Source organism: Amycolatopsis sp. NBC_01307 (genome assembly GCF_035975215.1).
Taxonomy (GTDB): Bacteria; Actinomycetota; Actinomycetes; order Mycobacteriales; family Pseudonocardiaceae; genus Amycolatopsis.
Map to the genome: position 1 here is coordinate 7,456,687 of NZ_CP108403.1, position 24,980 is coordinate 7,481,666.

The following is a 24,980-nucleotide window of genomic DNA, read 5'->3' on the forward strand; positions in this document are numbered from 1 at the left end:
CCCCTCTAGGCTGGCGGCATGGAACTGCTCGACCAGGCCCGCGCCCACGTCGACTCCGGCGCCCTCTTCGCCGAACTGGCCACGCTCGTCGCGTACCCCACGGTCAGCGACGCCCCCGAGGGTCGCGTCGCCATCCAGGCCTACCTCGACGAAGTCCTCACCCCCGCGCTCACGGCGTTGGGCTGCGAAGTCACGCAGCACGCCAACCCGGACCCGGCGGGCGGCCCGTTCCTCGTCGGCGTCCGCATCGAGTCGCCCGACCGGCCGACACTGCTCTGCTACGGCCACGCCGACGTCGTGGGCGAAGCCGGCGAGTGGGGCGAAGGCCGTGACCCGTGGACGCTGACCGCCGACGGCGACCGCTGGTACGGCCGCGGCACCGCCGACAACAAGGGCCAGCACCTGATCAACCTCACGGCGTTGCGGCTCCTGCTGGCCGACCGCGGAAAGCTCGGCTTCAACCTCAAGTTCCTCTTCGAGACCGGCGAGGAGATCGGCTCGCCCGGCCTCACGGAGTTCGCCGAACAGGAACAGGACCTCCTGAAAGCCGACGTCCTCATCGCCTCCGACGGCCCGCGCCTGGACGCCGCGACACCGACGCTGTTCCTCGGCGCGCGCGGTGCCATCCGGTTCGCGCTCGACGTCGACCTGCGCCCGGACGCCTACCACTCCGGCAACTGGGGCGGGGTCCTGCGCAACCCGGCCACCACGCTCACCGGGGCGATCGCGAGCCTGGTCGACGGCCACGGCCGCGTCCAGGTACCCGCACTGCTGCCGCCGGAACTGCCCGAGAGCGTGCGCGCGGCCCTAGACGGTCTCAAGATCGCGAACACGCCCGGCGACCCGGTGCCGGACGAAGGCTGGGGCGCGCCGGGCCTGACCGGTGCGGAACGGCTCTACGGCTGGAACACCCTCGAAGTCCTCGCGCTCGACGCGGGGAACGTCGACCGCCCGGTCAACGCGATCCCCGGTCGCGCGCGGGCGGTGCTGCAACTGCGGTACGTCGCCGGGACCGACGTCGACAAGATCCCCGACGCCGTCACGAAACACCTTGCCGCACAAGGGTTCCCGATGGTCGAGGTGAGGGTCGGCGGCGACTTCCGGGCCAGCCGCACGCCGGTCGACGACCCGTGGGTCGCCTGGGCGAAGGCCGCGCTCGACGAGGTCGCCGCGACGCCCGTCGCGGTCCTGCCGAACTTCGGCGGCGGCCTGCCCAACCACGTCTTCACCGACGTCCTCGGCCTGGCGACGCTGTGGCTGCCGCACTCCTACCCGGGTTGCCTGCAGCACGCGCCGGACGAGCACCAGCTCGCCCCGGTCGCCCGGGAAGGGCTGGTGCTCGCCACGGCGTTGTTCAGTGCCTTCAGTTCAGCGCCGCCGACTCTTCGTCGCTGAACAGGCGGGAGCGGATCAGGAAACGCACGCCTTCGGGCGCCTCCAGCGAAAACCCGCTTCCGCGACCGGGAACGACGTCGACCGTCAGGTGGGTGTGCTTCCAGTACGCGAACTGCGGCCCGGACATCCAGAACGGCACGTCTTCCATGCCCTCGACGACCAGGTCGCCGAGGCGCACGTCGGTCTGGCCGGTCTTGAACTCGCCCTTCGGGTAGCACATCGGGGCGCTTCCGTCGCAGCACCCGCCGGACTGGTGGAACATCACCGGTCCGTGGGTCGCCGCGAGCTTCCGGAGGAGGTCGGCCGCCTCCTCCGTCAACGCCACCCGCTCGGTCATCAGAAGAACCCGAGCGCCTGGTCGGAGTAGGAGACCAGCATGTTCTTCGTCTGCTGGTAGTGATCCAGCATCATCTTGTGGTTCTCCCGCCCGATGCCGGACGCCTTGTAACCGCCGAAGGCCGCGTGGGCGGGGTAGGCGTGGTAGTTGTTCACCCACACGCGACCCGCCTGGATGTCGCGGCCGGCCCGGTAGGCGGTGTTGCCGTCCCGGGACCAGACACCGGCGCCGAGGCCGTAGAGGGTGTCGTTGGCGATCTTCATGGCGTCGTCGTAGTCGTCGAACTTCGTCACCGACACGACCGGGCCGAAGATCTCCTCCTGGAAGATCCGCATCTTGTTGTCGCCCGCGAAGACCGTCGGCTCGACGTAGTAGCCGCCGGACAGCTCGCCGCCGAGGTCGCTGCGGCCGCCGCCGATCAGGATCTCGGCGCCTTCCTGCTTGCCGATGTCGATGTAGGACAGGATCTTCTCGAGCTGGTCGTTGGACGCCTGCGCGCCGATCATCGTGTCGGTGTCGAGCGGGTGGCCCTGCTTGATCTTGCGGACGCGCTCGACGGCGTCACCCATGAACTTGTCGTAGATGCCCGTCTGGACCAGCGCCCGCGACGGGCAGGTGCAGACCTCGCCCTGGTTCAGCGCGAAGAGCGTGAAGCCCTCCTGCGCCTTGTTGTAGAAGGCGTCGTTCTGCGCGGCGACGTCGTCGAAGAAGATGTTCGGGCTCTTGCCGCCCAGCTCGACCGTCACCGGGATGATGTTCTCGCTGGCGTACTGCAGGATCAGCCGGCCGGTCGTGGTCTCGCCGGTGAAGGCCACCTTGCGGACGCGGTTGCTGGAGGCCAGCGGCTTGCCGGCCTCGACGCCGAAGCCGTTGACGATGTTCAGCACGCCCGGCGGGATCAGGTCGCCGATGATCGACATCAGCACGTGGATCGACGCCGGGGTCTGCTCGGCCGGCTTGAGCACGATCGCGTTGCCCGCGGCCAGCGCCGGGGCGAGCTTCCAGACCGCCATCAGGATCGGGAAGTTCCACGGGATGATCTGGCCGACCACGCCGAGCGGCTCGTGGAAGTGGTAGGCGACGGTGTTCTCGTCGATCTGCGAGATGCCGCCCTCCTGGGCGCGCAGCGCGCCGGCGAAGTAGCGGAAGTGGTCGATGGCCAGCGGGATGTCGGCGGCGAGCGTCTCGCGGACGGCCTTGCCGTTCTCCCAGGCCTCGGCGACCGCGATCTTCTCGAGGTTCTGCTCCATCCGGTCGGCGATCTTGAGCAGGACGCCGGCGCGTTCCTCGACGGAGGTCTTGCCCCACGCGGGGGCCGCGCCCCAGGCCGCGTCGAGGGCCTTCTCGACGTCCGGCGCGGTGCCCCGGGCGATCTCGCAGAAGGTCTTCCCGGTGACGGGAGTCGGGTTCTCGAAGTACTGGCCGCCGGCGGGCGGCACGTATTCGCCGCCGATGTAGTGGTCGTAGCGCGATTCGAAGCTGACGACGCTGCCTTCGGTGTTCGGTGCGGCGTACTGGACCATCTTCCCTGCCTCATTGCTCGGAGTGACGGCGGTGCTCGGGCTCCCGCCGAACGTAGGCCGGGCAACGTTGCACGAGCGTTGCAGCGCTGTGAGCTGGGTCTCTACTCTGGAGAGCGTGGCAGAGGCGCCCGAGCCCGAACTGCTGCGCGATCCGGAGTCGTACGCGCGGCTGCTCGAACACGTCCGGGCGGCGGTGCTGGCCGGGCTGCCGGGCCCGCGCTCGCCACGCTCGGTGGTCTCGGCGTCCTGGGACCGCTCGCTGGCCGCGCACGTCGACCCGGACGAGGGCGAGGCCCCGTTCGTCTACGACGTCGACGTGCTGACCGCGCTGCGGGAGGCCCACCCGCTGGCCCCCGTGCTGCCGGTGCTGCGGCAGATGCTGGTGAGCATCGCCGACGACGCCGAGCACGTGATGATCGTGACCGACGCCGAGGGCCTGATCCTGTGGCGCGAGGGCGCGGCGAACCAGCTCGTGCGCGCCGACCGCGTCGGCCTCTCCGAAGGCACCCGGTGGAGCGAGTCGGCGATCGGCACGAACGCCATGGGCACGACGCTGGCGACCGGGGAGCCGGTGCAGATCTACTCGGCCGAGCACCTGGTCCGGCGTTACCACACGTGGACGTGCGCGGCGGCGCCCGTGCGCGACCCGGAGACGGGCGTGCTGCTCGGCTCGATCGACGTCAGCGGCCCGCTGCGCACGGTGCACCCGGCGATGTTGTCGCTGGTCACGGCCACCGCGCAGCTCGCCGAAGGGCAGCTGCGCGCCCAGCTCGCGGTCCGCGACGAGCGGCTGCGGCGGGCCAACATGCCCCACCTGGAGGCCCTGCGCGGCCGCCCCGGCGCCCTGCTCTCGGCGGGCGGCCGGGTGCTCGCGGCCCAGGCGTGCCTGCTGCCGGCCACAGTGGACGTCCGTCGCGGCGGCGGCACGGTCGCCCTCCCCGACGGCCGGATCGCGACGATGGAGCCGCTGGCCGAGGGCTACCTGCTCCGGCTGCGCGCGACCGGCAGCGGCAGCGGCGGGCACCGCCGCCGGCTGCGTCTCGAGTACCTGGCCGAGGGCGCCGGAACGACCACAGTGGACGGTCGCGACGTGCCGTTCACCTTGCGCCACGCGGAGATCCTGACGCTGCTGACCTTGCACCCGAACGGCCTCTCGGCCGAGCGGCTGGCCCTGCAGCTCTACGGCGAGACGGGCAACCCGGTGACGGTCCGCGCCGAGATCCACCGCCTGCGCTCCCAGCTGGGCGCGACGGTGGTGCAGACCCGCCCGTACCGGCTGGCGGCCGAGGTGGACGCGGACTTCGTCCAGGCTCGCGCGGCCCTGCGGTCCAGCTCCCCGGCGGACGTCATGCGCGTCTTCCGCGGGCCGCTGCTGCCGGAGTCGGAGGCCCCGGCGATCCGCGAAGAGCGCGAGACGCTCACCGCGCAGGTCCGCCAGGTGGCGTTGAACAGCACCGACCCGGCGGTGCTGTGGTCGTTCTGGGAGACCCCCTGCGGCGTCGACGACTTCGAGGTCCTGGACGCGCTGCTGAAGACGCTCCCGCCTGCGGACCCCCGCCGCGCGGCCGTCGCGGGCCACCGCGCCCGCTTGCGCTGACCCGTTCCCCAGGACGTTCGTCCTGACTCTCCGTCGTCGTGTCCGGTAAGTAGACAGCGTCTACAGAAGTTTGATAGACAGTGTCTACAAGATGAACTGCTGGTTACGGAGATCGGGATGAGCTACCACCGTTTCGTCGTCCTCGGCGACAGCTGCGCCGAAGGGCTCGACGACCCGTACCCCGGCCGGCACCAGTACCGGGGCTGGGCGGACTTCGTCGCCGCGCGGCTGGCTGCGGAAGATCCGCGCTTCCGGTACGCGAACCTCGCCGTCCGCGGGCGGCGGCTCGACCAGATCGTGCCCGAGCAGGTGCCCGCCGCGACGAAGCTCGAGCCCGACCTGATCGCGCTCTTCGGCGGCGGCAACGACGTCATGAGCCGGGGCTGGGACGCGCGGACCGTCGCCCGCCGCGTCGACGCCGCGATCCGGGCCTGCACGGAGATCGCGCCCACCGTCGTCACCTTCACCCTCAGCGACGTCTCCAGCCGGATGCCGCTGGGCGCGCGGATGCGGCCGCGGATCGTCGCGCTCAACGACGCCATCCGCGAAGCCGCCGTCAGCTACGGCGCGCGGCTCGTCGACCTGTGGCCCGACCAGGCCGCCGCCGACTCGCGCTACTTCGGCGCCGACCGGCTGCACCTGTCCACGCACGGCCACCACCGGCTCGCCGCCTACGTCCTCGACCGGCTCGGCCTCGACCACGACCCCGAGTGGCTCGCTCCGCTGCCCGGCACCGCGGCCGCCGACAGCTGGCGCGCCGACCTGCGGTGGCTGGCCCGCGAGGTGCTCCCGGTCGCCGTCACGCGCACGCGCAACCGGCTGATCGGCCGCCAGCCCGGCGACGGCTTCTTCGCCAAGCGCCCCGACCTGCTGCCGATCACCCTGGACGAGGCGTGGGCACCCGGCAACGCCTGATCGACACGGCGTCCGAGTTGCTGGCCGGCGAAGGCGTCGACGCCGTCACGCTGCGCGGGATCGCGAAGGCGGCGGGCGTGTCGCACGGCGCTCCGCTGCGGCACTTCTCCGGCCGCGCCGAGCTGCTGTCGGCCGTCGCGACGCGTGGTTACGCCGACCTGCTCGCCCGCCGCGAGACGCTGCCGGAGACGTCGCCGCGAGCCCGGCTGACCGCCGCCTGCCACAGCTACGTCGACTTCGCGCTCACCAACCCGGCGATGTTCGAGCTGATGTTCCGCCGCGACCTGATCGACCCGGCCGACCCGGCGCTCTCGGCCGCGGCGAGCGCGGTCTTCGACACCTTCGCCGTGCTGGTGGCCGCCGTGCCGACGCCGATCGCGCGGTCCGGCGCCGACCTGCGGCTGGTCGCCGCGTCGCTGTGGGCCGCGTTGCACGGCCTCGCGCAGCTGTGGCTCTGGGGCGGGCTGGCCGGGGCGAGCTTCGCGCCGTCGCCGGAGTCGGCGCTGGCCGTCACCCTGGACGCGTACCTCGGTTGACTCCCGGCGAGGTTGACGCCCGGCGAAGAGGGGCTCCGGAGACCTCCCCCGGCCCCGGTGGGGCACCCTCTCCGCCGAGTCAAGGGCCGACCGTAGTGGCGAACGACCACGCAGCGGAAGCAACTGACGACGTAGCCGAGGTAAACCTTCGCGGTACACAGGTAGCTTTCTGCCGGTGACGACACTGCGGGGACTTCGCGCGCGGCCACGGCTGACCGACGCCGTGCTCGCGGTGCTCGTCGCGGGTTACCAGGTGGCCGGCGCCACCGAGCTGGGCGGCGCGTTCGGCACGCACGCGCGTCCGCTCGGGCTCGTCCTGGCCGCGCTCAGTGCCCTGCCGCTCGCGGCGCGCCGCCGGTTCCCGATCACGACGGTGGTCATCTGCGTCGCCCTGATGGGCGTGTTCTACGCGCTCGGCTTCCGGTCGCAGCTCGGCCAGCTCAGCGTCATGATCGCCGCCTACACGGTCTGGGCGCACTGCCGCTTCCGCGACGCGCTCGCCGTCACCGTGCTCGGCCTGATCGCCTACGAGACGTCGATGCTGTTCGGCAGCCCGGTCTCGCCGGTCGGCGACACGCTGCTGTCGCTGCTGCTCGCGGTCGGCGTCGCGGCGATCGGGCGCACCGCCTACGTCCGCAGCCACCGGATCCGCGACGCCGAGCACGACACGGAGCTGGCCGTCGCGGAGGAACGCGTCCGGATCGCGCACGAGCTGCACGACGTCGTCTCGCACCACCTTTCGGTGATCTCGGTGCAGGCCAACCTCGCGAAGTACGTCTTCGAGTCGGCGCCGGACACCGCGCGCGGCGCGCTGGACACGATCACCGGCACGACGACCGAAGCGCTCGACGAGCTGCGTCGCCTCCTCAGCGTGCTGCGCCCGCCGCAGTACCCGCTCGAGGGGTACCGGCCGCAGCCCGGGCTCGGCGACCTCGGCACGCTCGCCGCCCGGGTCCGCGAGGCCGGGATCGCGGTCGAGCTGCGCGTCACCGGCGCGGCCCGGACGCTGCCGCCCGGGCAGCAGCTGTGCGCGTTCCGCGTCGCGCAGGAGGCGCTGACGAACGTCCTCAAGCACGGCGGCGCCACGGCCGAGCTGACCCTCGACTACCGCGCCGAGCACCTGGTCCTCGGCGTCACGGACCCCGGCGGCGCGCCGGCCGCCGCGCCGAACCCGGGCGGGCACGGGCTGATCGGCATGCGCGAACGCGCCCGGATGTACGGTGGCGTGATCGAGATCGGCCCCCGCGACCCGGCCGGGTTCGCCGTCGTGCTGACGCTGCCGTACCCGCGGCCGGTCCCCCAACCGCAGGAGCCCGAGTGACGAGTGTGCTGGTGGTCGACGACCAGGACCTCGTCCGCGCCGGGTTCGTCGCGCTGCTGGGCGCCGTCCCGGACATCGACGTCGCCGGCGAAGCGCGCGACGGCCTGGAGGCGGTCGAGAAGGCGGCGGCGCTGCGGCCGGACGTCATCCTGATGGACATCCGGCTGCCGGGCCTGGACGGCGTCAAGGCGACCGAGCGGATCCTCGCCGCGGCGGGGTCACCGCGGCCGAGCGTGCTCATGCTGACCGTCTTCGACCTGGACGAGTACGTCTACACGGCATTGCGCGCGGGCGCGGCGGGCTTCCTGCTCAAGGACAGCCCGACGGAGACGCTGGTCGCCGGCATCCACGCGGTCGCCCGCGGCGACATGCTGTTCGGCCCGACGATCACCCGCCGGCTCGTCGAGGCGTTCACCCGCACCCCACCGGAGCCACCCACCGCGTCACCGGCACTGGCCGCCTTGACCGACCGCGAACTGGAGGTGCTGCGGTTCGTCGGAACGGGCGTCCCGAACGGCTGGATCGCGGCCGAACTGCGGGTCAGCGAAGCCACGGTGAAGACCCACCTGAACCGGCTGATGACCAAGCTCGGCATCTCCAGCCGCGCACAGGCGGTGGTGGTGGCCTACGAAACCGGCCTGGTCCAGCCGGGCGGCTGAGCCAGATCCCGCCGCACGGCGAGCATGGTGCGCTCCGGGCTGAAGCCGATCTCGCGGTTGACCCGGATCATGTGCGCGTTCTCCGCGCCGGTCGTGGTGCTGATCCGCGCGAGTCCCGGCAGCTCGGCGAGCAACCACCGCACCATGTGCGCCTTGACGCAGCGCCCGAGCCCGTGCCCACGGTGCGCGGCGATCACGGCGGTGTCCCGCTGGTAACCCCAGTCCGGCCGACGCGGGTGCGAACACACTTCGGTGAGCCCGGCGACCGCACCGGTCTCCTCGTGGACCGCGACGACAACCCGCTGTTCGAGCCCCTGCGCCCGCGCTTCCCCCTCGTAGGCACGCACCCGTTCCGCCGTCCACTCCGGCCACCGGTAGCCCGACTCGCCGAGCGGCGCGTCGTGAATCGCCCCGCGCGCGACGGCGTAGGAATCGAGGACGTCCGCCGGGGCGGCACCGGCCCACTGCCGCAGCCGGTAGCCCGCCGGGACCGGCACGTCCCAGCGCGACGCGTCGACGCCGGCGACCACCAGGGCCTGCCGCACGATCGTGCGCACGGTCCGGAACCCCAGCGCCTCGGCCCACCGCTCACCCGCGGTGTCGGCGACGACCTGCCAGCCCTCGACGACCTGCCGGTCACGCGCCCGCAGCTCGGGCAACACTGCCCGCAGCAGCGCGGTGCCGATCCCCGCGCGGCGGGCGGCCGGGTGCACGACGACGTCGGTCAGCCCGATCCCGCTGTTCTCGGCTTCGAGGAAGTGCACCTGCGCGAACGCGACGAGTTCGCGCCCCCGGTGGGCGGCCCAGTGCGCCGCCGGCCCCATCCCGGGCAGGGGCTTCGCCAGCCGCCCGGCCAGTTCCGCCGCCGGGAGCCGCGGTTCACCCGGCCGGTCCGCGTCCTGGCTCGCGACCAGCACGTCGTGGTAGGCGGCGAACCCGGCCGCCGTCGCCGCCGGGTCGAACCGCTCGATCACCACGGTGCTCGTCATGACCCCAGTGTCCGCGACACGCTCACCCGGTGCGAGCGTCCGAACACCTGATCGAATAAGCTCCGCCCATGTCCGAGTCAGACCCGCAGCTCGAGCGCATCCGCAAGCTCCTCGCCAAGGCCGAGGACCCGGCGGTCACCGAAGCGGAAGCCGAGGCGTACAACAAGAAGGCCGCCGAGCTCGTCGCCCGGTACGGCATCGACCAGGCGATGCTCGCCGAGGCCGGCGCGAGCGTCGACGACATCGGCACGCTCACCATCCCGATGAACGACCCGTACAGCCGGGACAAGGCGAGCCTGCTCACCTCGGTCGCCTACCCGCTGCGCTGCCGGACCCTGCTGCACCGCGTCGGCCAGAAGGTCGAGAGCGTCACGGTGTTCGGCTACCAGTCCGACCTCGGCCGCGTGGAGCTGCTGTTCACCAGCCTCCTGCTGCAGGCGAGCACCCAGCTGAACCGCGTCCGGCCCGGCGGGTTCTTCCCCGGCGAGTCGCTGGCCGCGTACCGGCGCACGTGGCTGCACGGTTTCGCCCGCGCGGTCCACGAGCGGCTTTCGCTGGCCGAGCAGGAGGCCGTCCGCACGGCTGCGCCCGGCGCGCGCTCGGCCGAGCTGGTCGTCCGCGACCGCTCGGCGATGGTCCAGCACCGGTTCGACGAGGAGTACGGCGACCTGCGCTCGGCCGCGCCCCGACGGCTGTCCGGCAGCGGCTACCTCGACGGCCACGACGCCGGCACCAAGGCGAACCTCGACCCGTCGGCGCTCACCCGGCGTCGCAAGGCCCTGCCCGTCCGCTGACTGTCGCCCGGTTGCCGCTATCCCGGTGTTGATCGTTTCCGCTTGACTGGGCGGATGCGCGTGGTGGATCTTGCCGACCGTCCTGACCTGCTCGAACCCGCCTTGAACCTCGGTGACGTCGGCGGCCAGTTCATCTACCAGGGCGCGAGCGGCCGGATGATCACCGGCGAGCGGTTCCTGCGGCACTGGGCGCGGTACTTCCTGATCGCGCTGGACGACGACGGCGTCCCGATCGCGCGCGCCCTCTCGGTCCCGCTGGCGTTCCCGGCGGAAGACCGCACGGAGCTGCCGGACCACGGCTGGGACCAGGCCATCGAGTGGGCGGCGCAGGACGTCATGGACGGCCGCGCGCCGAACGCGTTGTGCGCGCTGGAAGTCGTGATCGCGCCGCACCTGCGTGGCTCCGGCCTGTCGGCGCCGATGCTGAAGGCGTTGAAGGCGCGGGCCGCGGAAACGGGGCTGCGCAAGCTGATCGTGTCGGTCCGCCCGATCGGCAAGGAGCAGGAGCCGGCCGTCCCGATGCCGGAGTACGCGGCCCGCCGCCGGGAAGACGGTCTGCTGGCCGACCGTTGGCTGCGCACGCACGAGCGGCTGGGCGCCCGGGTCGTCAAAGTCTGCCCGTTCGCGGTGACGCTGGCGGGTTCGCTGGCCGACTGGCGCGAGTGGACCGGCGTCAAGCTGGCGGAAGGCGAGAACTTCATCCCCGGCGGTATCGCGCCGGTGTACGCGTCGACGGCCCACGACACGGCGACCTACGTGGAGCCGAACGTCTGGATGGACCACCCGATGTAAGCCTCGGGGATCACCCTGATGGACCCCCGCGCCGCCACCTGCTAGCTTTTGTTTGCATGTGGAGGACGCCGTGACCGAGCCCACCGGGGACGAACTCGTCCGGCTGCTGGGGACCCTGGCGAACCCGCACCGGCTGCGGATCGTCGCGGCCCTGCTGGCCGAACGCGCGTACGTCAGCGAACTGGCGCGCGCGCTGCGGATCAGCCGCGCGCTCCTGCAGGTGCACCTGCGCAAACTCGAAGCCGCGGGTCTGGTCACGGCCAGCTTCGAGGTCGGCGAAGACGGCAAGACGCTGCGGTTCTACGAGCTCACGCCGTTCTCCGTCGTGCTGACGCCCGAAGCGATCGCGGCCGCCGTGCCGACGCTGAGCACACCGGAGTCCGTCCACGCGGACGGCGAGGAGGGACGGACATGAACTGGCACCAGTGGCAGGAGATCATCGGCGTGACCGGGGTCTTCGTCCTGATCACCGTCGTGCTCACGGTCGCGATCGTGCAGCTGGCCTCGACCTGGCGCGCCAAGGCCGCGCTGGCCCGCGAGCACGAATACCGCTCGCTGGCGGAGAAAGCCGTCCGGACGCAGGAAGAAACCGAACGGCAGCTGCGGGACGTCCAGGACCGCCTGCGGTCCATCGAACACGTGCTCAAGGAGGTCGACTGACCTGAGGCCCTGGACCGCCGAGCGGCAACTCGGCGGCCCAGGAGGAAGAAGCACCCACTCGCCCGAGGGCGAGCTCTCATCGGATCACTCCTTCACGGAAGGACTTTAGTTCATGCTGCCTGCACGCAGGCCTGTGGTCGAACGCGTCGCGAACTGGGCGGTGCACCACCGCGCCGCCGCGATCTCCGGCTGGCTGGCGCTCGTCGCGCTCGCCTGGGTCATCGGCACGTTCGCCCCCGGCACCGACGCGCGCTCGAGCCCCGCCGGCGACGCCGGCACCGGCCAAGCGGTCCTCGATCGCCAAGACGTCCGCGAACCGTTCTGGGAGAACGTCCTGGTACCCAGGGATTCGCCGGCGGTGACCGACCTGGTGACGACGTTGACGACGTCCGGCGCGGTCGCGGACATCCGCTCCCCGCTCGACGACCCGGCCCAGGTCTCCGCCGACGGCCGGGCCGGCCTCGTCACCTTCCGGATCCTCGGCACCGGCCCGGAAATCAAGCCGCACCTCGCGACGGCGACCGCCGTCGTCGCGACTGTCGCCGCCCGGCACCCGGACGTCCGGCTCGCGCAAGCGGGCGACCTCAGCGTGTCCGGCGCGGTCGACCAGAGCATCAAGGAGGACATCAAGCGGTCCGAGACGCGCTCGCTGCCGCTCACCCTGCTGATCCTGCTGGCCGTGTTCGGCTCGCTGGTCGCGGCCGCCGTCCCGGTGCTGCTCGCGGGCACCACGGTGCTCGCGACCTTCGGCCTGCTGTCCGCAGTGGACAACTGGATCCCGGTCAACAGCGCCACTTCCTCGATGACGTTGCTGATCGGCATGGCCGTCGGCGTCGACTACTCGCTGTTCTTCCTGCGCCGGGTAAGGGAAGAACGCGCCCACGGCGTCGACGAGTCCCTGCGGATCGCCGCGCGGACGTCCGGGCACGTCATCGTCGTGTCGGGGCTGACCGTGGCCCTGTGCGTCACCGGCCTGCTCTTCACCGGGCTCGACAACCTCCGCGGCCTGACCGTGAGCACGATCCTCGTCGTCGGCCTCGCCGTGCTCGCGTCGGTGACCGTGCTCCCCGCGACGCTTTCGCTGCTCGGCACCCGCGTCGACCGCCTCCGGGTCCCCTGGCTGGGCAAGCGCGGCACCCGCTCGCGGTTCTGGGCCGGCGTCGCCTCGACGGTGACGCGGCGGCCGGCGCTGTGGACCGGGCTCGCCGCCGGGCTCCTGGTCCTGCTCGCCCTGCCCGCCGCCGGAATCCGGCTACAGGACCCGGCCCCGACCGAAAGCCTGCCGCGCAGCGTCCCGGTGATCGACGCGGCCGCGCGCGTCCAGGAAGCGTTCCCCGGTGTGACGATGCCGGCGCACGTCGTCCTCTGGAGCGACCGCGGCCCGGTCGACACCCCGGCGGTGCGCCGGGCGATCGACGAACTCACCGCGCAGACGCCTGAGCCGGCGGTCGTGGTGCCGGTGGGCGACGCCCTCGTCGTGCGGATCCCGCTCGGCGGCACCGGAAACGACGAAGTCGCCGACCGATCGCTCAAGGCGTTGCGGGAAACCCTGCTGCCGCAGACGATCGGCCGGCTCGACGGCGTCCACTTCGCCGTCGCGGGACGGACCGCGGAGGCCCACGACTTCACCGCGCAAGTGCTGCAGCGGGCGCCGTACGTCTTCGGGTTCATCCTGCTGCTCGCGTTCGTGCTGCTGCTCCTGGTGTTCCGGTCGGTGGTGGTGCCGGCGGTGTCGATCCTGCTCAACCTGCTGTCGGTCGGCGCGGCCTACGGCGTGCTGACCTTGGTGTTCCAGGACGGCTTTCTCGCGCCACTACTGGGTTTCACGCCCTACGGCGGTGTGCTCGGCTGGCTGCCGATGTTCCTGTTCGTGCTGTTGTTCGGCCTGAGCACGGACTACCACATCTTCATCCTCAGCCGCATCCGCGAACGCCGGCAGGCGGGCCACCCGGCTCGCGACGCGATCGTCGAAGGCACGGCGAGCAGCTCCGGCGTGGTGACGAGCGCGGCGTTGATCATGACGGGCGTGTTCAGCATCTTCCTGAGCCTCGCGGCGATCGAGTACAAGATGCTGGGGCTGGGCATGGCGTTCGCGATCCTCCTGGACGCGACGGTGGTCAGGGGCGTCCTGCTCCCGGCGGCCCTGTCCCTGGTCGGCGACCGCCTCTGGAAGCCGGTAGCACCTCTCGAATCGGCTCCGGCACGGTGAAGGGAAGGCTCAGACGAGCAGCTCCACGACCGCGCCCGGCGCGCTGGCGGTGCCGAAGTAGTCACCGGTGGCCAGTTCCGCACCGGCGTCACGCCACCAGTCCGCCTGGCCCGCGGTGTCGATCCCGTCGACGACCAGCGTCGCACCGACCTGCCGGACCAGCGGCACGAGCTCGCCGAGGAACGTCGATTCCGTCCACGCCTGCCATTCGGCGAGCCGGCGGGCGACCCGCACGACCCCGACCGGGAGGTCCTCGACCGCCCGCAGGTCGTCCGGCCCCATGCCGAACTCGTCGAGCAGCACCCGGACACCGAGCCCGGCCAGCGCGGTCAGGTTCTCGACGACCCCGGACGTCGCCACCGCGCCCACCGGGACGCCGATCATCAGCTGCTCGGGCGGCAGGCCGGAGTCCTCCAACAGGCCGGTGACGCGGGTGCCCAGCGCCTCGTCCGTCACCTGGTGCTCGGTCAGGCCGGCGACCACCGGCAGGCCGAAGTCCAGGCGCTGGTGCCACCACTCGCCCTGCCGGCTCGCCGTCCGCAACGCCCAGTCGCCCAGCGGCAGGACGAGCCCGGTCGCCTCGGCCAGCGCCGCGCAGCGTTCGTGCGCCAGCGTCGGCCGGCCGGGGCGGTCCCACTGCAGCCGGGCCTCGACGCCGGCCAGCCCGCCGTCCGCCAGCCGCACCATCGGCCGGTACCGCACCTCGATCTCGCCGTTCTCCCACGCCCCGGCCATGCCGACGGCGAGGCCCTGCGCCCGCCGGTCCGCGGCGTCGGCCACCGGGTCGAACATCTTCCACTGGCCTCGCCGCCGGGCCTTGGCGCGCCGCAGCGTCTGGTCCGCCGCGCGCAGCAGCTCGGCCGGGTCGATGCCCCGCACCGGCCGGTGCACCACCCCGGCGCTGGCGGACAGCGCCAGCCCGTGACCCTCGACGAAGAACGGCTCGGCGAGCTCGTCGTTGATGGCGCGCACGATGGTGTTGATGTCCGGCGTCATCGCGGTGTTCTCGATCAGGATGCCGAACTCGTCGCTGTGGAAGCGGGCGATCATCGCCCGCTCGCGGGCCACGACGGCCTTCAGCCGCTGCGCGAAGTGCACGAGCACCTGCTCGCCGACGCGCCTGCCGAGGCTGTTGCAGATCATGCCGAACGCGTCGAGGTCCACGTGGAGCAGCGTGACGCCGTGGACCGGGTCCGCGCGCCGCAGCGCGGTCTCGAGGTGGGTGCCGAAGTACTGGCGGTTCGGCAGGCCGGTCAGCACGTCGTGCAGGGCCTGCCGGCTCAGCTCGCTCTGCAGCAGCATCAGCTCGGTGCCGTCCTCGGCCACCACGACGAAGTACGCGGGCCGGTCACCGGCGTCCCGCAGCAGCGAGGCCGTGAGCGTGATGCGCGCGACGTCGCCGTCCTTGCGCAACAGCCGCTGCGACTGCCGGACCCGGTCCCGGCTGCCGTCCTCGGCCAGCGTCCGCAGGGCCTCCCGGAGGGCCTTGACGGAGTCCGGGTGCACGAGGTCGTAGAGCCCGGTCCCGGTCAGCGCGCCGGCGGGGCGCCCGAGCATCTCGGCCAGGGCGGTGTTGGCCCGCACGATGCGGCCGTCGAGCCCGACGACCGCGATGCCGCTCGCCGAAGTCGTGACGACCTCGTCGAAGCGCGCTTCGCTCTCCTTGAGGTTCCACTGCGCGTCCCGCACCGCCTTGAGCAGCGACAGGTGCATGATCTCCTGCTGGTCGAGGACGCTGCGTTCGTGCGCGATCAGGAACCCGCACGAGAGCGCGCCCAGCCCGAGCACGATCCGCTCGGCGAACCGGTCCGGCGGCCGGAGCTCCGCCAGCGACGGCAGGCCCTTCCCGAGGACTTCGAGGGTGCACCGCAGCCCCGGCTCGCCGACGTAACCGAGCGACACCAGCCGGGCGCCGATGCCTTCCGCGGGCGCGGTGTCCGCCGAGCCGTCCAGCAGGTTCGCGCAGAACGCGTCGAGCAGGCCGCGCAGTTCTGCCTCGAGCCCCTCCCGGCTCAGCGACACGACGGTGACGCCGCTGAGCAGGTACGCCCACTTGCGCGCGAGCAGATTCCGCTCCCGCTCCGGATCGGCCGTGTCCGCGCGCGCGTGATCGGGTTTCGCCATTGGTTCAGCCTTGCTGTGTTTTCGCGTGTGCGGACCGGTCACCTGCGGCGTTCTTGCGGCCGATTCCGGCGTAAACCAGCATATTCATCTCGGAGGTGCCGGAGATGTCCGCCGGACCGGCCGGACGCCATTCACCGCACCCCACAAGACCGGGTTCGACGATTTCGAATCCGGCGAACAACTTCGTCACTTCTTCGTGCGTTCGCAATGTCACCTGGTCCGGGCTCCGGCTTTCCTTGATCGCATCGGTCGCTTCCGTGAGGTTCTCGCCCTGGTGGTCGCCGGTGACGTGGGTGATGGCGAGAAAACTGCCGTCCGCCAGCGCCGCGCCGTAGCGGCCGACGAGCTCGAGCGGCCCGGACTCGTCCGGGATCCAGTGCAGCATCAGCAACATCAGCAGCCCGACCGGCTCGTCGAGGTCGAGCAGGCCACGGACCTGCGGTGACTCGATGATCTTCTCCGGGTCCCGCATGTCTGCGTGCACGACAGCGGCGTGATCGTTGCCCGCCAACATCAATTCGCTGTGCGCGACCGCCACCGGGTCGCGGTCGACGTACACCACCCGGCACTCCGGGTCGCGGGCCTGCGCCACCTCGTGCACGTTCGCCACCGTCGGGATTCCCGAGCCCACGTCGAGGAACTGCCGGATCCCGCGGTCGGCCATGAACCGCACCGCGCGGCCGAGGAACGCGCGGTTCACGCGCGCGGCCTCGCGCAGGCCGGGCATCGCGTGCTCGATCTGCGCGCCCACCGCGCGATCAACGGCGAAGTTGTGCCCTCCCCCCAGCATGAAGTCGTAGGTGCGGGCCATGCTCGGCACGGAGATATCGACACCCGGTGGCACCCATTCCGGTGATCGTGTCACAGAGAACACCTTCTAGTCACATCGGGAATGGCTCCGAGTTTAGCCATCTCGCGCGATCTCTTCGCTGCGCCATATGCGTGACCACAGACCACCCGTTCGGGCACTGTCACGCTCGGCCGGACGCGCCTACCGTAGGCCGTCTCGTTGGCGGAATCCACACAATGGCGTAACGAGGAGTCCTCATGACCGTCCCGGTCGCGCCGGGCCGGTGGCCTTTTCTCGGGCACACCCCGGCGCTCTTGCGGCGACGCTTCGTATTCACCGACGCATTGCGCGAACACGGCGAGATCGTCAAGGTTTATCTCGGCCCGTCGCCCACGTACTTCGTCACCAGCCCGCGGTTGAGCCACGAGGTGCTGGTCACGGCCGGGCCGAAGTTCCGCAAGGGCGCCATGTTCGACAAGTTCCGGCCGTTCGTCGGCAACGGCTTGGTGCTTTCGAACGGTGACTTCCACCTGCGGCAGCGCCGGCTGATGCAGCCGGCGTTCCACCGCGACCGCTTGGCCGCGTACGTCGAGACCATGCGCCACGCGGCGGCCGAGCTGAGCGACTCGTGGCGGCCGGGCGAAGTGCGGAAGATCGACGAAGACCTGCAGGGGCTGGCGGTGACGATCGTCGGCGAGGCCCTGTTCTCCACCGAGCTCGGAAAAGAGGCGATCGCCGAAGCACGCCGTTCCATCTACGTGATCATCCAGCAGGGCATGATTCGCGCACTGTCGCCGAAGTTCGTGGAAAAGCTGCCGATCCCCGGCAACCGCCGGTTCGACGAAGCCATCACGCGGATGCAGGCGATCGTGCTGGAGGTGATCCGCGAGTGGCGGGCCGACGGCGTCGACCGCGGCGACCTGTTGTCGATGCTGCTGCTGGCCGGCATGACCGACGAGCAGGCACGCGACGAGGTCCTCACCCTGCTCACCGCCGGCATCGAGACGACCGCGCTCGCGCTGTCCTGGATGTTCCACGAGCTGGGCCGCAACCCGGACGTCGAAGCGCGGGTGCACGCCGAAGTCGACGAGGTGCTGGCCGGCCGCCCGGTCACCGGCGACGACCTGCACCGGCTGGTCTACGTCCGGCAGGTCGTCGACGAGGTGCTGCGCCAGTACCCGCTCTGGATGCTGATGCGCCGCACCCTCACGGAAGTCCGGCTCGGCGACGAGCGGCTGCCGGAGGGCGCCGAGGTGATCGTCAGCCCGCACGCGCTGCACCACGATCCCGCCAGCTTCGAGGCCCCGGAGACGTTCGATCCCGGCCGCTGGTCGCCGGAGCGGGCGAAGCAGCTGCCGAAGGGCGCGTTCATCCCGTTCGGTGCGGGCACCCGGCAGTGCGTCGGGAACGTCTTCGCCCAGAACGAAATCGTCATCACGGTGGCCACGGTGGCCGCGCAGTGGCGGCTGGTCCCGGTCCCGGGCCGGCCGGTGCGCGTCAAGTTCACCTCGGCCGCCTACCCCGAAAGCCTGCCGATGACGGCAGTCCGTCGCTAGTTGGAGGTAGTTCTCCTTGCTTCGCCAAGCTTTCCGCCGCCTTTGTGCTGCCCTGTTGCTGACCGCGGCGGCGCTCGCCGTGCCAACCCCGGCCCAGGCGGACACGGTCACCTGCCAGGACCTGTACGTCCCGGTAGCACTCGGCCAGATGCACGGCCGCCTCTGCGCCCCGTCCCAGGCACAAACGGTGGTGGTCCTGATCCCCGGCGGCACGTACAACGCGTCCTATTGGGACATCGCCTACACCCCGGAGCTGCGTTCGTTCCGCCTGGCGATGAACCAGGCAGGCGTCGCGACCCTGGCAGTAGACCGCATGGGCACGGGCTCGAGCTCCAAACCCCTGAGCGCCCTCCTGTCGGCAACAGCCCAGGCGAACGCGGTCCACCAGGTGATCCAGTCGATCCGAGCCCGGTTCACCAAAGTAATCGTCGGCGGCCACTCGATCGGCTCGGCCATGGCGATGATCGAGGCCGGCACTTTCCACGACGTAGACGGCGTGCTGGTGACGGACATGACGCACCGGATGAACTACGTCACGGTGATCCCGGTGCTGGCGAACATGATCCCCGCACCCCTGGACCCCCGCCTCTCCAGCCGCGGCCTGGACGTCGGCTACCTGACGACGTCGCCGGGAACCCGCTACACGGCCTTCCACACCCCAGGCCCGAACGACGCGGGAGCGATCGCCTACGACGAGTCCACAAAGGACGTATTCGCCGCAACGGAAGCCGTGGACACGATCGCGTTGACCACGGTGATCATCCCGGCCTCGCTGCAGATCACAGTCCCGGTCCTGTTGGTGGTAGGCAACGACCCCCACTTCTGCGGCCCGTTGGCGAGCGACTGCTCAACCCCGGAGGCGCTACGCGCGTCGGAAGCCCCGTTCTTCGCCCCGGCAGCCCGCCTCCAGACATACATCCTGAACGGCTACGGCCACGCGATCAACTACGCCCCGAACGCGGGAACGTACTTCGCCCAGGTGACGAACTGGCTCAAGACCTCGCTCTGACAGACAGAAACAGGACAAGCAATTGCCAGTTCGATGACACCCCCGCTCGCCGCCGCGGCATCTGCGAAAGTCGTAGACCGAATCGGCGAGCGGGGAGAAGCCTATGCGGGTCGTAGCGGTCATGAACTACAAGGGCGGCGTGGGCAAGACGACCCTCACCGCAAACCTGGGCGCGGTAGCCGCCGCCCGCGGCCTGCGCGTGCTGCTCCTCGACCTCGATCCGCAGACCAACCTGACCTTCTCGTTCTACTCGATCGACGATTGGCACCACCAGCTCAAAGACAGCAACCGGACGATCAAGCAGTGGTACGAGGGTGAGCTGCCCGGAAGGGACATCCCCCTGGCCGACCTCGTCGTCACGCCGGAGCGGGTCAACAAGGTTCTCGACGGCACCGGCGGCCGCGTCGACCTGATCTCCTCACACCTCGGCCTGATCGACATCGACCTGCAACTCGCTGCGCTGCTGGGCGGGGCGACCACCATCGAAGGCTCGAAGCGGCGGTTCCTGGACCTGCACAGCTGCCTGCGGCACGCGTTGCGGGACAGCCACTTCACCCAGTACGACCTGGTACTCATCGACTGCGCCCCCAACTTCGGCATCGTCACGAAGACGGCGATCGTCGCCAGCGAGCAGGTCCTCGTACCGGCCAAGGCGGACTACCTGTCCACCTTGGGACTGGACTACCTGGTGGGAAACTGCGCCGAACTGGTCCGGCAGTTCAACGACTTCGTCAGTCACAAGGGCGGCAGCGAGGAGCACCGGCCGATCGATCCCGGCATCCTGGGGGTGGTGTTCACCATGGTGCAGATCTACTCGCAGCAGGTGACTCTCGCTCAGCACGCCTACATCGAAGAAGTGCGCCTGAACTCGCGCGTACCCGTGCTGGACAGCAGGATCCGCAACAGCCCGCGTCACTTCGGAGACGCGGGTGAGAGCGGCGTGCCGGCGATGCTGCGCACCGCGGGCAGGGACGAGGTGGTCCGGGAATTCGATCAGCTGGCCGACGAGGTCCTGGGTTCGCTCGGCCTGACATCGGGTGATCACCGATGAGCGACTTGAAGAAGTTCGTCGCCTTGCAGGCCCAGCTGTTCGCCTTCCTGACCGAACAGGATGACGCCACGCTGGAAGCGCTCGCCGCCGGGACGGCACAATTGGCCGTCGTCGGCGCCACCGACGCACCTCGGCCGGCGCCGGCCGAGGTTTCCGTGACGCCGTCCAAAGATCCGCTGCAAGTCGCGCAGAACCTGTCGAGACTCTCATCCGAAGACGCCAGACGGCGTCACCTGAAGGAATGTGACCTCGTCGTGGCAGACCTGAAGAAGGTCGTCAGGTCGCTCGGGATTCGTGGATACGGCGGTTTCACCAAACCCAAGCTCATCGACTTGCTCGCCGGCCATGGTCTGAGCCAGGCCACAGCAGCGCCGACACCACCACTGGCTGCGGTTCGCGACGAACCGGCGGTCGAGCGACAGGTCGTCCCACGAGAACCCGAGCCGTCGACCGGACCGGTGAACCCGGATGTTGACGTGGCTGCCATCGCCACGAGCCTTCGCGAGACCGAGACCGAGGAAGAAGGCGCGGCTTACCTCCGTGCTCAGCACCTGGACCGGGAGAGCCTGCTCGCGGTGGCGGCGGAGCTGCAGCTCACGCGGGTGAGCCGGCTGAGCCAGACCGAACTCGAGAAGCGGGTGCTGAAGCAGGCGATCGGTGCGCGGCGCAAGTTCGCCGGGCTGCGGAAGTGGTGAGCCCGGTGGCCGGCGGGACGGAGACACCGGACGAACAGGCCGGCGGCCGCTCGATGCACTTGATCGGCGAACGCCGGGTCATGGTCTCGGACCTCCTGGAGGCCGGGCTGCTGGAACCCGGCGCGAAGCTCAGGTTCAAGCGCAACCGCATCGGCGCGACGTTCGACGCGACGGTGACCGACAAGGGGCGCATCCGGCTCGAGCCCGGTGGCGAGGAGTTCCGCACGCCCTCACGAGCGGCCATGGTGGCGGCCGGCATGCGGGCGGTCGACGGCTGGCGGGCGTGGCGGGTGGTCGACCAGGACCGGCTGCTGGACGTCGTCCGCCAAGAGCTGCTCGATCGGGCGATTTCCCGGGTGACCCAACCGCAGACCGACGACGTGGAGCGTCAGCGCATCCACGAGCGCCTGAGGCGGGCGCGCACGCGCGCCGACGAAAACGCCCCCGAGCAGATCTCCGTCCGCGAACTCCTGTCGTACTGGGGAACGAAGGAGCGCGGCGACCAGGTGAGCCAGATCGAAGCGGATCTGGCCAACCACGGGTTGGTGACTTCACCCAGCTTCCGAGCCGTCACCCTCGACACGATGGTCTCCCTGATCACGCCGACCGACGAACCGGAGGGGAAGCCCGAAGTCCTGGACGAACTACCGGTCACCGAGGACGACGAGGGCGACGACGACCTGAACGTCCGCCTGACGGTGGGCAACTTGTCACCGCTGGAGGGCGTGGAGTTCGTCGGGCCGAACAGCACGCTCCACGAAGCGATCACGAAGTTGGTCATCAACGACTACTCGCAGCTGGCCGTCCTCAGCGGCCCCCGCAACCTACGCGGCGCCCTGACGTGGCGCTCGATAGCACAGGCGCTGCACCAGAAACCGGACGCGACCGTCGCCGACGCGACCATCACCCACGTGGAGGTCGTCGCGTACGACCGGGATCTCTTCGAGGTCCTTCCCGCACTGCAACGACACGAGTTCGTGTTCGTCACGAACGTCGGCAAAGAGGTAAAGGGCATAGTCACGACAGCGGACGTGGCCCGGCGCTACGGCGAGATGGCCACACCGTTCTTCCAGCTGGGCGAGCTGGACCAAACGCTCCGCTGGATCCTGAAAGGCGCCCTGGACCTAGCCACGGTCCAACCACTGTGCAGCAGAAAGATCAAGAATTTCGACGACCTGGCCTTCGGCGACTACGAACACATCCTGGAGAACAAGGAAGTCTGGCAGAAGCTGGGCTGGCCACTGGACCGCCAGGTCTTCATCGCCCGCTTGGACAAGATCCGCAACATCCGCAACAAGGTGATGCATTTCCACCCGGACCCGATCCCCGAGGACGCCACCAAAACCCTGCGAAACTTCAACAGCCTGCTACACCACTACCGAGACCTGACCTGACAGCCACAGCCGAACGACCACGAGAACGCAACCACACACGGGGGTCCGGGGGCGCGCCCCGGGCGGGGTCTGGGGGTTGCACCCCCAGAGGACACAAAGAAGAGAGCCCCATTCGCGCTTTCCGCGAACAGGGCTCTCCGGCGATCTCGTGGAGCTGAGGGGAATCGAACCCCTGACCTTCTCGATGCGAACTATCAGCAGGACGGCCGCTTACGGCTTTTGCCGAGGTCAGAGGGTCACTGGTGGTTGATGCTGGTCGCCGCAGTCCGATCGGGTTGCTGTACTTCGCTGCTGTACAGCGGGAGGGCGGTCCGCTTTCGAGGAGGTACACGGGGCGCGCGCACCACCGGCAGACGAAGGGGCCACCGCCCGCTCCGGGACCGCCCCTCAGTGCACTAGTACGACAGCCGCAGTCTGGGACGTTCGGCGCGTTGTCGCTGGTAGTGGCTGTGACGGGCGCGGGTCTGGTGGCATTGCCACCACAACGATCAGTGATCGGCGTGCGCATGCCGGATCGATAAAGGTGCACTACCAGAGTCGTCTTGAGCTTAGTTTGTTAATTTCTGACGGAATCGGCTCCTTGGTCAATCCGCGTTCAATGTCACTTGAGATGGAGTTGAAATCAGATGCACGTAACGCTGAGGCCATGGCGGTAGATTTCTGTGTTGTCGGATTCTGGCAGATGGGAGTTGGGGAGCGCTATGGATGATCATGGAGAGTCGGCCGACTTCGGTTTTCATTCGAAGTCGCAACCCGAATTCGCCTTTTGGGTAGTCGCAAGGGTTCGAATTTATGGACTCACTCATGACTGTTGTTGAAATTGGTGGCCCTGGCGCTGCAGATGCGGAGGGCGTCGACGAAGGAGACCCCTCGACTGGACGGCGTCCAAGTCGGGAAAAAAAAATTGCGTAAGCGTAAATATCGACAAGCGCGTAAGCTAATAGATCTAAAGAAGTATGCTGATGCCCGCGCATTGATTGGTGACACTGAGCGCCTTGGGCACCATGAGGCGAAGAGGCTTCAGTTGCTCGCCGAGATTTGTTCTGCTGAAGAAAAGTACGAAGAATCTGCCGAGCTATACGGCCTGGCCTACGAGCAGGATGCGACGGGAATCAAGGGTGCAGCGGAATACATCGGCGCACTGGGTCTCTGTCGCAGTTTTCGTGAGGCCTTGGTAGTGTATGGTCAACTTTCTCCCACCAAGAAGCAGAAGCGTAATATAAGATGGGAGATGTACTGGCTGTATCGCTGGATGGGACTGCGCAGCTACGCTGACTTCGCGGCGCGAAGCGAGGGGCAATACGCTCCAAAAATGGAGCATATTCATATTTTCTTGCGGAGGTTGATGCGACCAATTCTCTTAAAGGTTGAACGGCGTCAAGTTCGCGCGATTGAACAAAGCTGTAAGAGCATTAAAGTTCTGAAATCATTGCACTTATATCGCGTGGAGTATCGCCATAGTTTGGCCGCGGAGGTGGATTCTGTAGTTATTGGGATAACTCGAGTAAGGGAGTGGTCGCTCTATCTGCGAAATCTCGCCGATGTCGCACTCGTGGTGCTCTCGTCTGTCTGCTTTGCGCTTTGGCTCCTGCTTCCAGTCGGCTTAGGGCTATCGTTGCAAGCGGCGGTTGTGGCGTTTGTACTGGCTGCCGTGGAGTTCTACCTGGCTAGCAAGGTGTGGAACGCCCTGCCTACGTATCAATCGGCGGCACTCGCTGTCGGAGTATTCTGTGCGATAGGTGCATCGGGCGGCATTTTGGCGGGCCAAACGCTAGGCTCGAGTTTTCTTGCTGAATCGATTTCGGCAGGACTTACCGCAGGTGCAATAATTGCAATTGCGGGAATGTTTGGCTCGCTGGCAGCTGCTGCATTGGAAACTTATTTAATTCAGAGAGTAGTCCGCAGTCGTGTCCGGGGTGCAATACTCCATAATCTGTCTGAGTTGATCCTTTGGGTAAGCGATGGCGTAGATAGGTTTGAGTCGGGCGATCGAAAGTTTTGGATAGGGAGGATTGAAACAACTGCGCGACTACTTGAAGTCGACATGCCTAGATTTATGTCAGCTCGCGACGAGAGGACTGATGGTTGGTTCAAGGAGCAATGCGGTGGGGCCGCTCGGCACATGAGAAACCTTAAATTGAGCATTATTTCTCCGGACGGTTCCAGCTGGGAACGTCTTGAGCGCTCGCTTCGTCACCAGTTGGCGGCAGCCGCCGCCGGAAATTGGTGCAGCCTGGCGCGCAAGTTTCCAGCCGTGAGTTTGCCGCCTCAGCGAAAGCGTGATGTCGTGACGAAATGGGCAAGAGGGCTGATTGTGACCTTCCTGCCTGTCGTTGCGGTTCTTGCTCTTGGGCCATGGCTAAGTCTTGAAAGTGATCTTCTGAAGTGGTCACGCGTAGTGGCGGTCGCTTGGGCCCTTCTGTCAATTATATTTGCACTTGATCCGGGATTGCGCGACAAGGTGGACGCGATGAAGAATGTTGCTGGTATTCTTCGCGAATCGGGTGAAAAGTCAAAACCTGAAACGCATGAAATCAAAGCCAGTCAGTCTGCAACCTCCTAGTACGGCAGCCTGACGACTGGAACCCCCGTTTGGACACCTGTCGACCACCGCTCGGGCCAGCGCCCCCACGA

22 protein-coding genes are annotated in these 24,980 nt (G+C 69.0%); 17 read left to right on the plus strand and 5 right to left on the minus strand.

The genetic code is table 11. The annotated features are described in order from the left end of the window. The first annotated feature begins 18 nt into the window (after positions 1-18). A complete protein-coding gene (locus OG439_RS32385) occupies positions 19-1,395 on the plus strand; it encodes a M20 family metallopeptidase (RefSeq protein ID WP_326944495.1) in 1,377 nt (458 codons plus the stop codon). On the opposite strand, the gene OG439_RS32390 is transcribed toward OG439_RS32385, so the two are convergent. Together OG439_RS32390 and adh are read right to left on the minus strand one after the other, a co-directional pair. Beyond that, positions 1,364-1,732 (minus strand): DUF779 domain-containing protein, encoded by a 369-nt coding sequence (locus tag OG439_RS32390; RefSeq protein WP_326944496.1) that lies wholly within the window; start codon positions 1,730-1,732, stop codon positions 1,364-1,366. The two genes, OG439_RS32385 and OG439_RS32390, sit on opposite strands and share 32 nt — an antisense overlap. Beyond that, positions 1,732-3,255 (minus strand): aldehyde dehydrogenase, encoded by a 1,524-nt coding sequence (adh, locus tag OG439_RS32395; protein WP_247058008.1) that lies wholly within the window; start codon positions 3,253-3,255, stop codon positions 1,732-1,734. Before adh ends, OG439_RS32390 begins: the two co-directional genes overlap by 1 nt. 115 nt (positions 3,256-3,370) lie before the next feature. Here adh and OG439_RS32400 point away from each other — a divergent pair, with 115 nt between their 5' ends. The 5 genes from OG439_RS32400 (at position 3,371) to OG439_RS32420 (ending at position 8,283) form a co-directional block, all read left to right on the plus strand. After that, positions 3,371-4,852, plus strand: a complete 1,482-nt coding sequence (locus tag OG439_RS32400; RefSeq protein WP_326944497.1) for a helix-turn-helix domain-containing protein — start codon at positions 3,371-3,373, stop codon at positions 4,850-4,852. Positions 4,853-4,969: 117 nt separating this feature from the next. Then, entirely contained in the window at positions 4,970-5,767 is a 798-nt protein-coding gene (locus tag OG439_RS32405; RefSeq protein WP_326944498.1) for an SGNH/GDSL hydrolase family protein, read from the plus strand. Continuing rightward, a complete protein-coding gene (locus OG439_RS32410; RefSeq protein WP_247058014.1) occupies positions 5,746-6,303 on the plus strand; it encodes a TetR/AcrR family transcriptional regulator in 558 nt (185 codons plus the stop codon). The genes OG439_RS32405 and OG439_RS32410 overlap by 22 nt, the downstream gene beginning before the upstream one ends. 175 nt (positions 6,304-6,478) lie before the next feature. Continuing rightward, positions 6,479-7,624 (plus strand): sensor histidine kinase, encoded by a 1,146-nt coding sequence (locus OG439_RS32415; protein WP_326944499.1) that lies wholly within the window; start codon positions 6,479-6,481, stop codon positions 7,622-7,624. Beyond that, positions 7,621-8,283 (plus strand): response regulator transcription factor, encoded by a 663-nt coding sequence (locus OG439_RS32420; RefSeq protein WP_326944500.1) that lies wholly within the window; start codon positions 7,621-7,623, stop codon positions 8,281-8,283. The genes OG439_RS32415 and OG439_RS32420 overlap by 4 nt, the downstream gene beginning before the upstream one ends. Here the strand turns inward: OG439_RS32420 and OG439_RS32425 are convergent. After that, positions 8,250-9,272, minus strand: coding sequence for a GNAT family N-acetyltransferase (locus OG439_RS32425; protein WP_326944501.1), 1,023 nt, complete (start codon positions 9,270-9,272; stop codon positions 8,250-8,252). The two genes, OG439_RS32420 and OG439_RS32425, sit on opposite strands and share 34 nt — an antisense overlap. A gap of 68 nt (positions 9,273-9,340) precedes the next feature. Between OG439_RS32425 and OG439_RS32430 the strand changes: the two genes are divergently transcribed. The 5 genes from OG439_RS32430 (at position 9,341) to OG439_RS32450 (ending at position 13,727) form a co-directional block, all read left to right on the plus strand. Then, a complete protein-coding gene (locus OG439_RS32430) occupies positions 9,341-10,066 on the plus strand; it encodes a DUF2786 domain-containing protein (protein WP_326944502.1) in 726 nt (241 codons plus the stop codon). A gap of 54 nt (positions 10,067-10,120) precedes the next feature. After that, positions 10,121-10,858: a Long-chain-fatty-acid--CoA ligase gene (locus tag OG439_RS32435; RefSeq protein ID WP_326944503.1), complete on the plus strand. Its 738-nt coding sequence runs from the start codon at positions 10,121-10,123 to the stop codon at positions 10,856-10,858. A gap of 70 nt (positions 10,859-10,928) precedes the next feature. After that, positions 10,929-11,273 carry an ArsR/SmtB family transcription factor gene (locus OG439_RS32440; protein WP_326944504.1) on the plus strand — a complete coding sequence of 115 codons (345 nt, stop codon included), beginning with the start codon at positions 10,929-10,931 and terminating at the stop codon, positions 11,271-11,273. Then, positions 11,270-11,518 (plus strand): hypothetical protein, encoded by a 249-nt coding sequence (locus OG439_RS32445; RefSeq protein WP_326944505.1) that lies wholly within the window; start codon positions 11,270-11,272, stop codon positions 11,516-11,518. The genes OG439_RS32440 and OG439_RS32445 overlap by 4 nt, the downstream gene beginning before the upstream one ends. A gap of 112 nt (positions 11,519-11,630) precedes the next feature. Then, complete coding sequence (locus OG439_RS32450) at positions 11,631-13,727, plus strand: MMPL family transporter (protein ID WP_326944506.1); 2,097 nt, start codon at positions 11,631-11,633, stop codon at positions 13,725-13,727. A gap of 9 nt (positions 13,728-13,736) precedes the next feature. Here OG439_RS32450 and OG439_RS32455 read toward each other — a convergent pair whose 3' ends face one another. Beyond that, complete coding sequence (locus tag OG439_RS32455; RefSeq protein ID WP_326944507.1) at positions 13,737-15,851, minus strand: putative bifunctional diguanylate cyclase/phosphodiesterase; 2,115 nt, start codon at positions 15,849-15,851, stop codon at positions 13,737-13,739. Positions 15,852-15,855: 4 nt separating this feature from the next. Then, positions 15,856-16,662: an SAM-dependent methyltransferase gene (locus OG439_RS32460; protein WP_326944508.1), complete on the minus strand. Its 807-nt coding sequence runs from the start codon at positions 16,660-16,662 to the stop codon at positions 15,856-15,858. Between the two features lie 236 nt (positions 16,663-16,898). Here OG439_RS32460 and OG439_RS32465 point away from each other — a divergent pair, with 236 nt between their 5' ends. The 6 genes from OG439_RS32465 (at position 16,899) to OG439_RS32490 (ending at position 24,909) form a co-directional block, all read left to right on the plus strand. Beyond that, the gene (locus OG439_RS32465) at positions 16,899-18,197 is read left to right on the plus strand and encodes a cytochrome P450 (RefSeq protein WP_326944509.1); all 1,299 of its coding nucleotides are present in this window, start codon (positions 16,899-16,901) and stop codon (positions 18,195-18,197) included. A gap of 55 nt (positions 18,198-18,252) precedes the next feature. After that, the gene (locus OG439_RS32470) at positions 18,253-19,206 is read left to right on the plus strand and encodes an alpha/beta hydrolase (protein ID WP_326944510.1); all 954 of its coding nucleotides are present in this window, start codon (positions 18,253-18,255) and stop codon (positions 19,204-19,206) included. A 103-nt stretch (positions 19,207-19,309) separates the two neighbouring features. Continuing rightward, positions 19,310-20,257, plus strand: a complete 948-nt coding sequence (locus OG439_RS32475) for a ParA family protein (protein WP_326944511.1) — start codon at positions 19,310-19,312, stop codon at positions 20,255-20,257. Beyond that, positions 20,254-20,952, plus strand: coding sequence for a hypothetical protein (locus tag OG439_RS32480; RefSeq protein ID WP_326944512.1), 699 nt, complete (start codon positions 20,254-20,256; stop codon positions 20,950-20,952). Before OG439_RS32475 ends, OG439_RS32480 begins: the two co-directional genes overlap by 4 nt. Positions 20,953-20,957: 5 nt before the next feature. Beyond that, positions 20,958-22,346: a hypothetical protein gene (locus OG439_RS32485; protein WP_326944513.1), complete on the plus strand. Its 1,389-nt coding sequence runs from the start codon at positions 20,958-20,960 to the stop codon at positions 22,344-22,346. 823 nt (positions 22,347-23,169) lie between these two features. Then, positions 23,170-24,909 (plus strand): hypothetical protein, encoded by a 1,740-nt coding sequence (locus tag OG439_RS32490; RefSeq protein WP_326944514.1) that lies wholly within the window; start codon positions 23,170-23,172, stop codon positions 24,907-24,909. Positions 24,910-24,980: the final 71 nt, after the last annotated feature.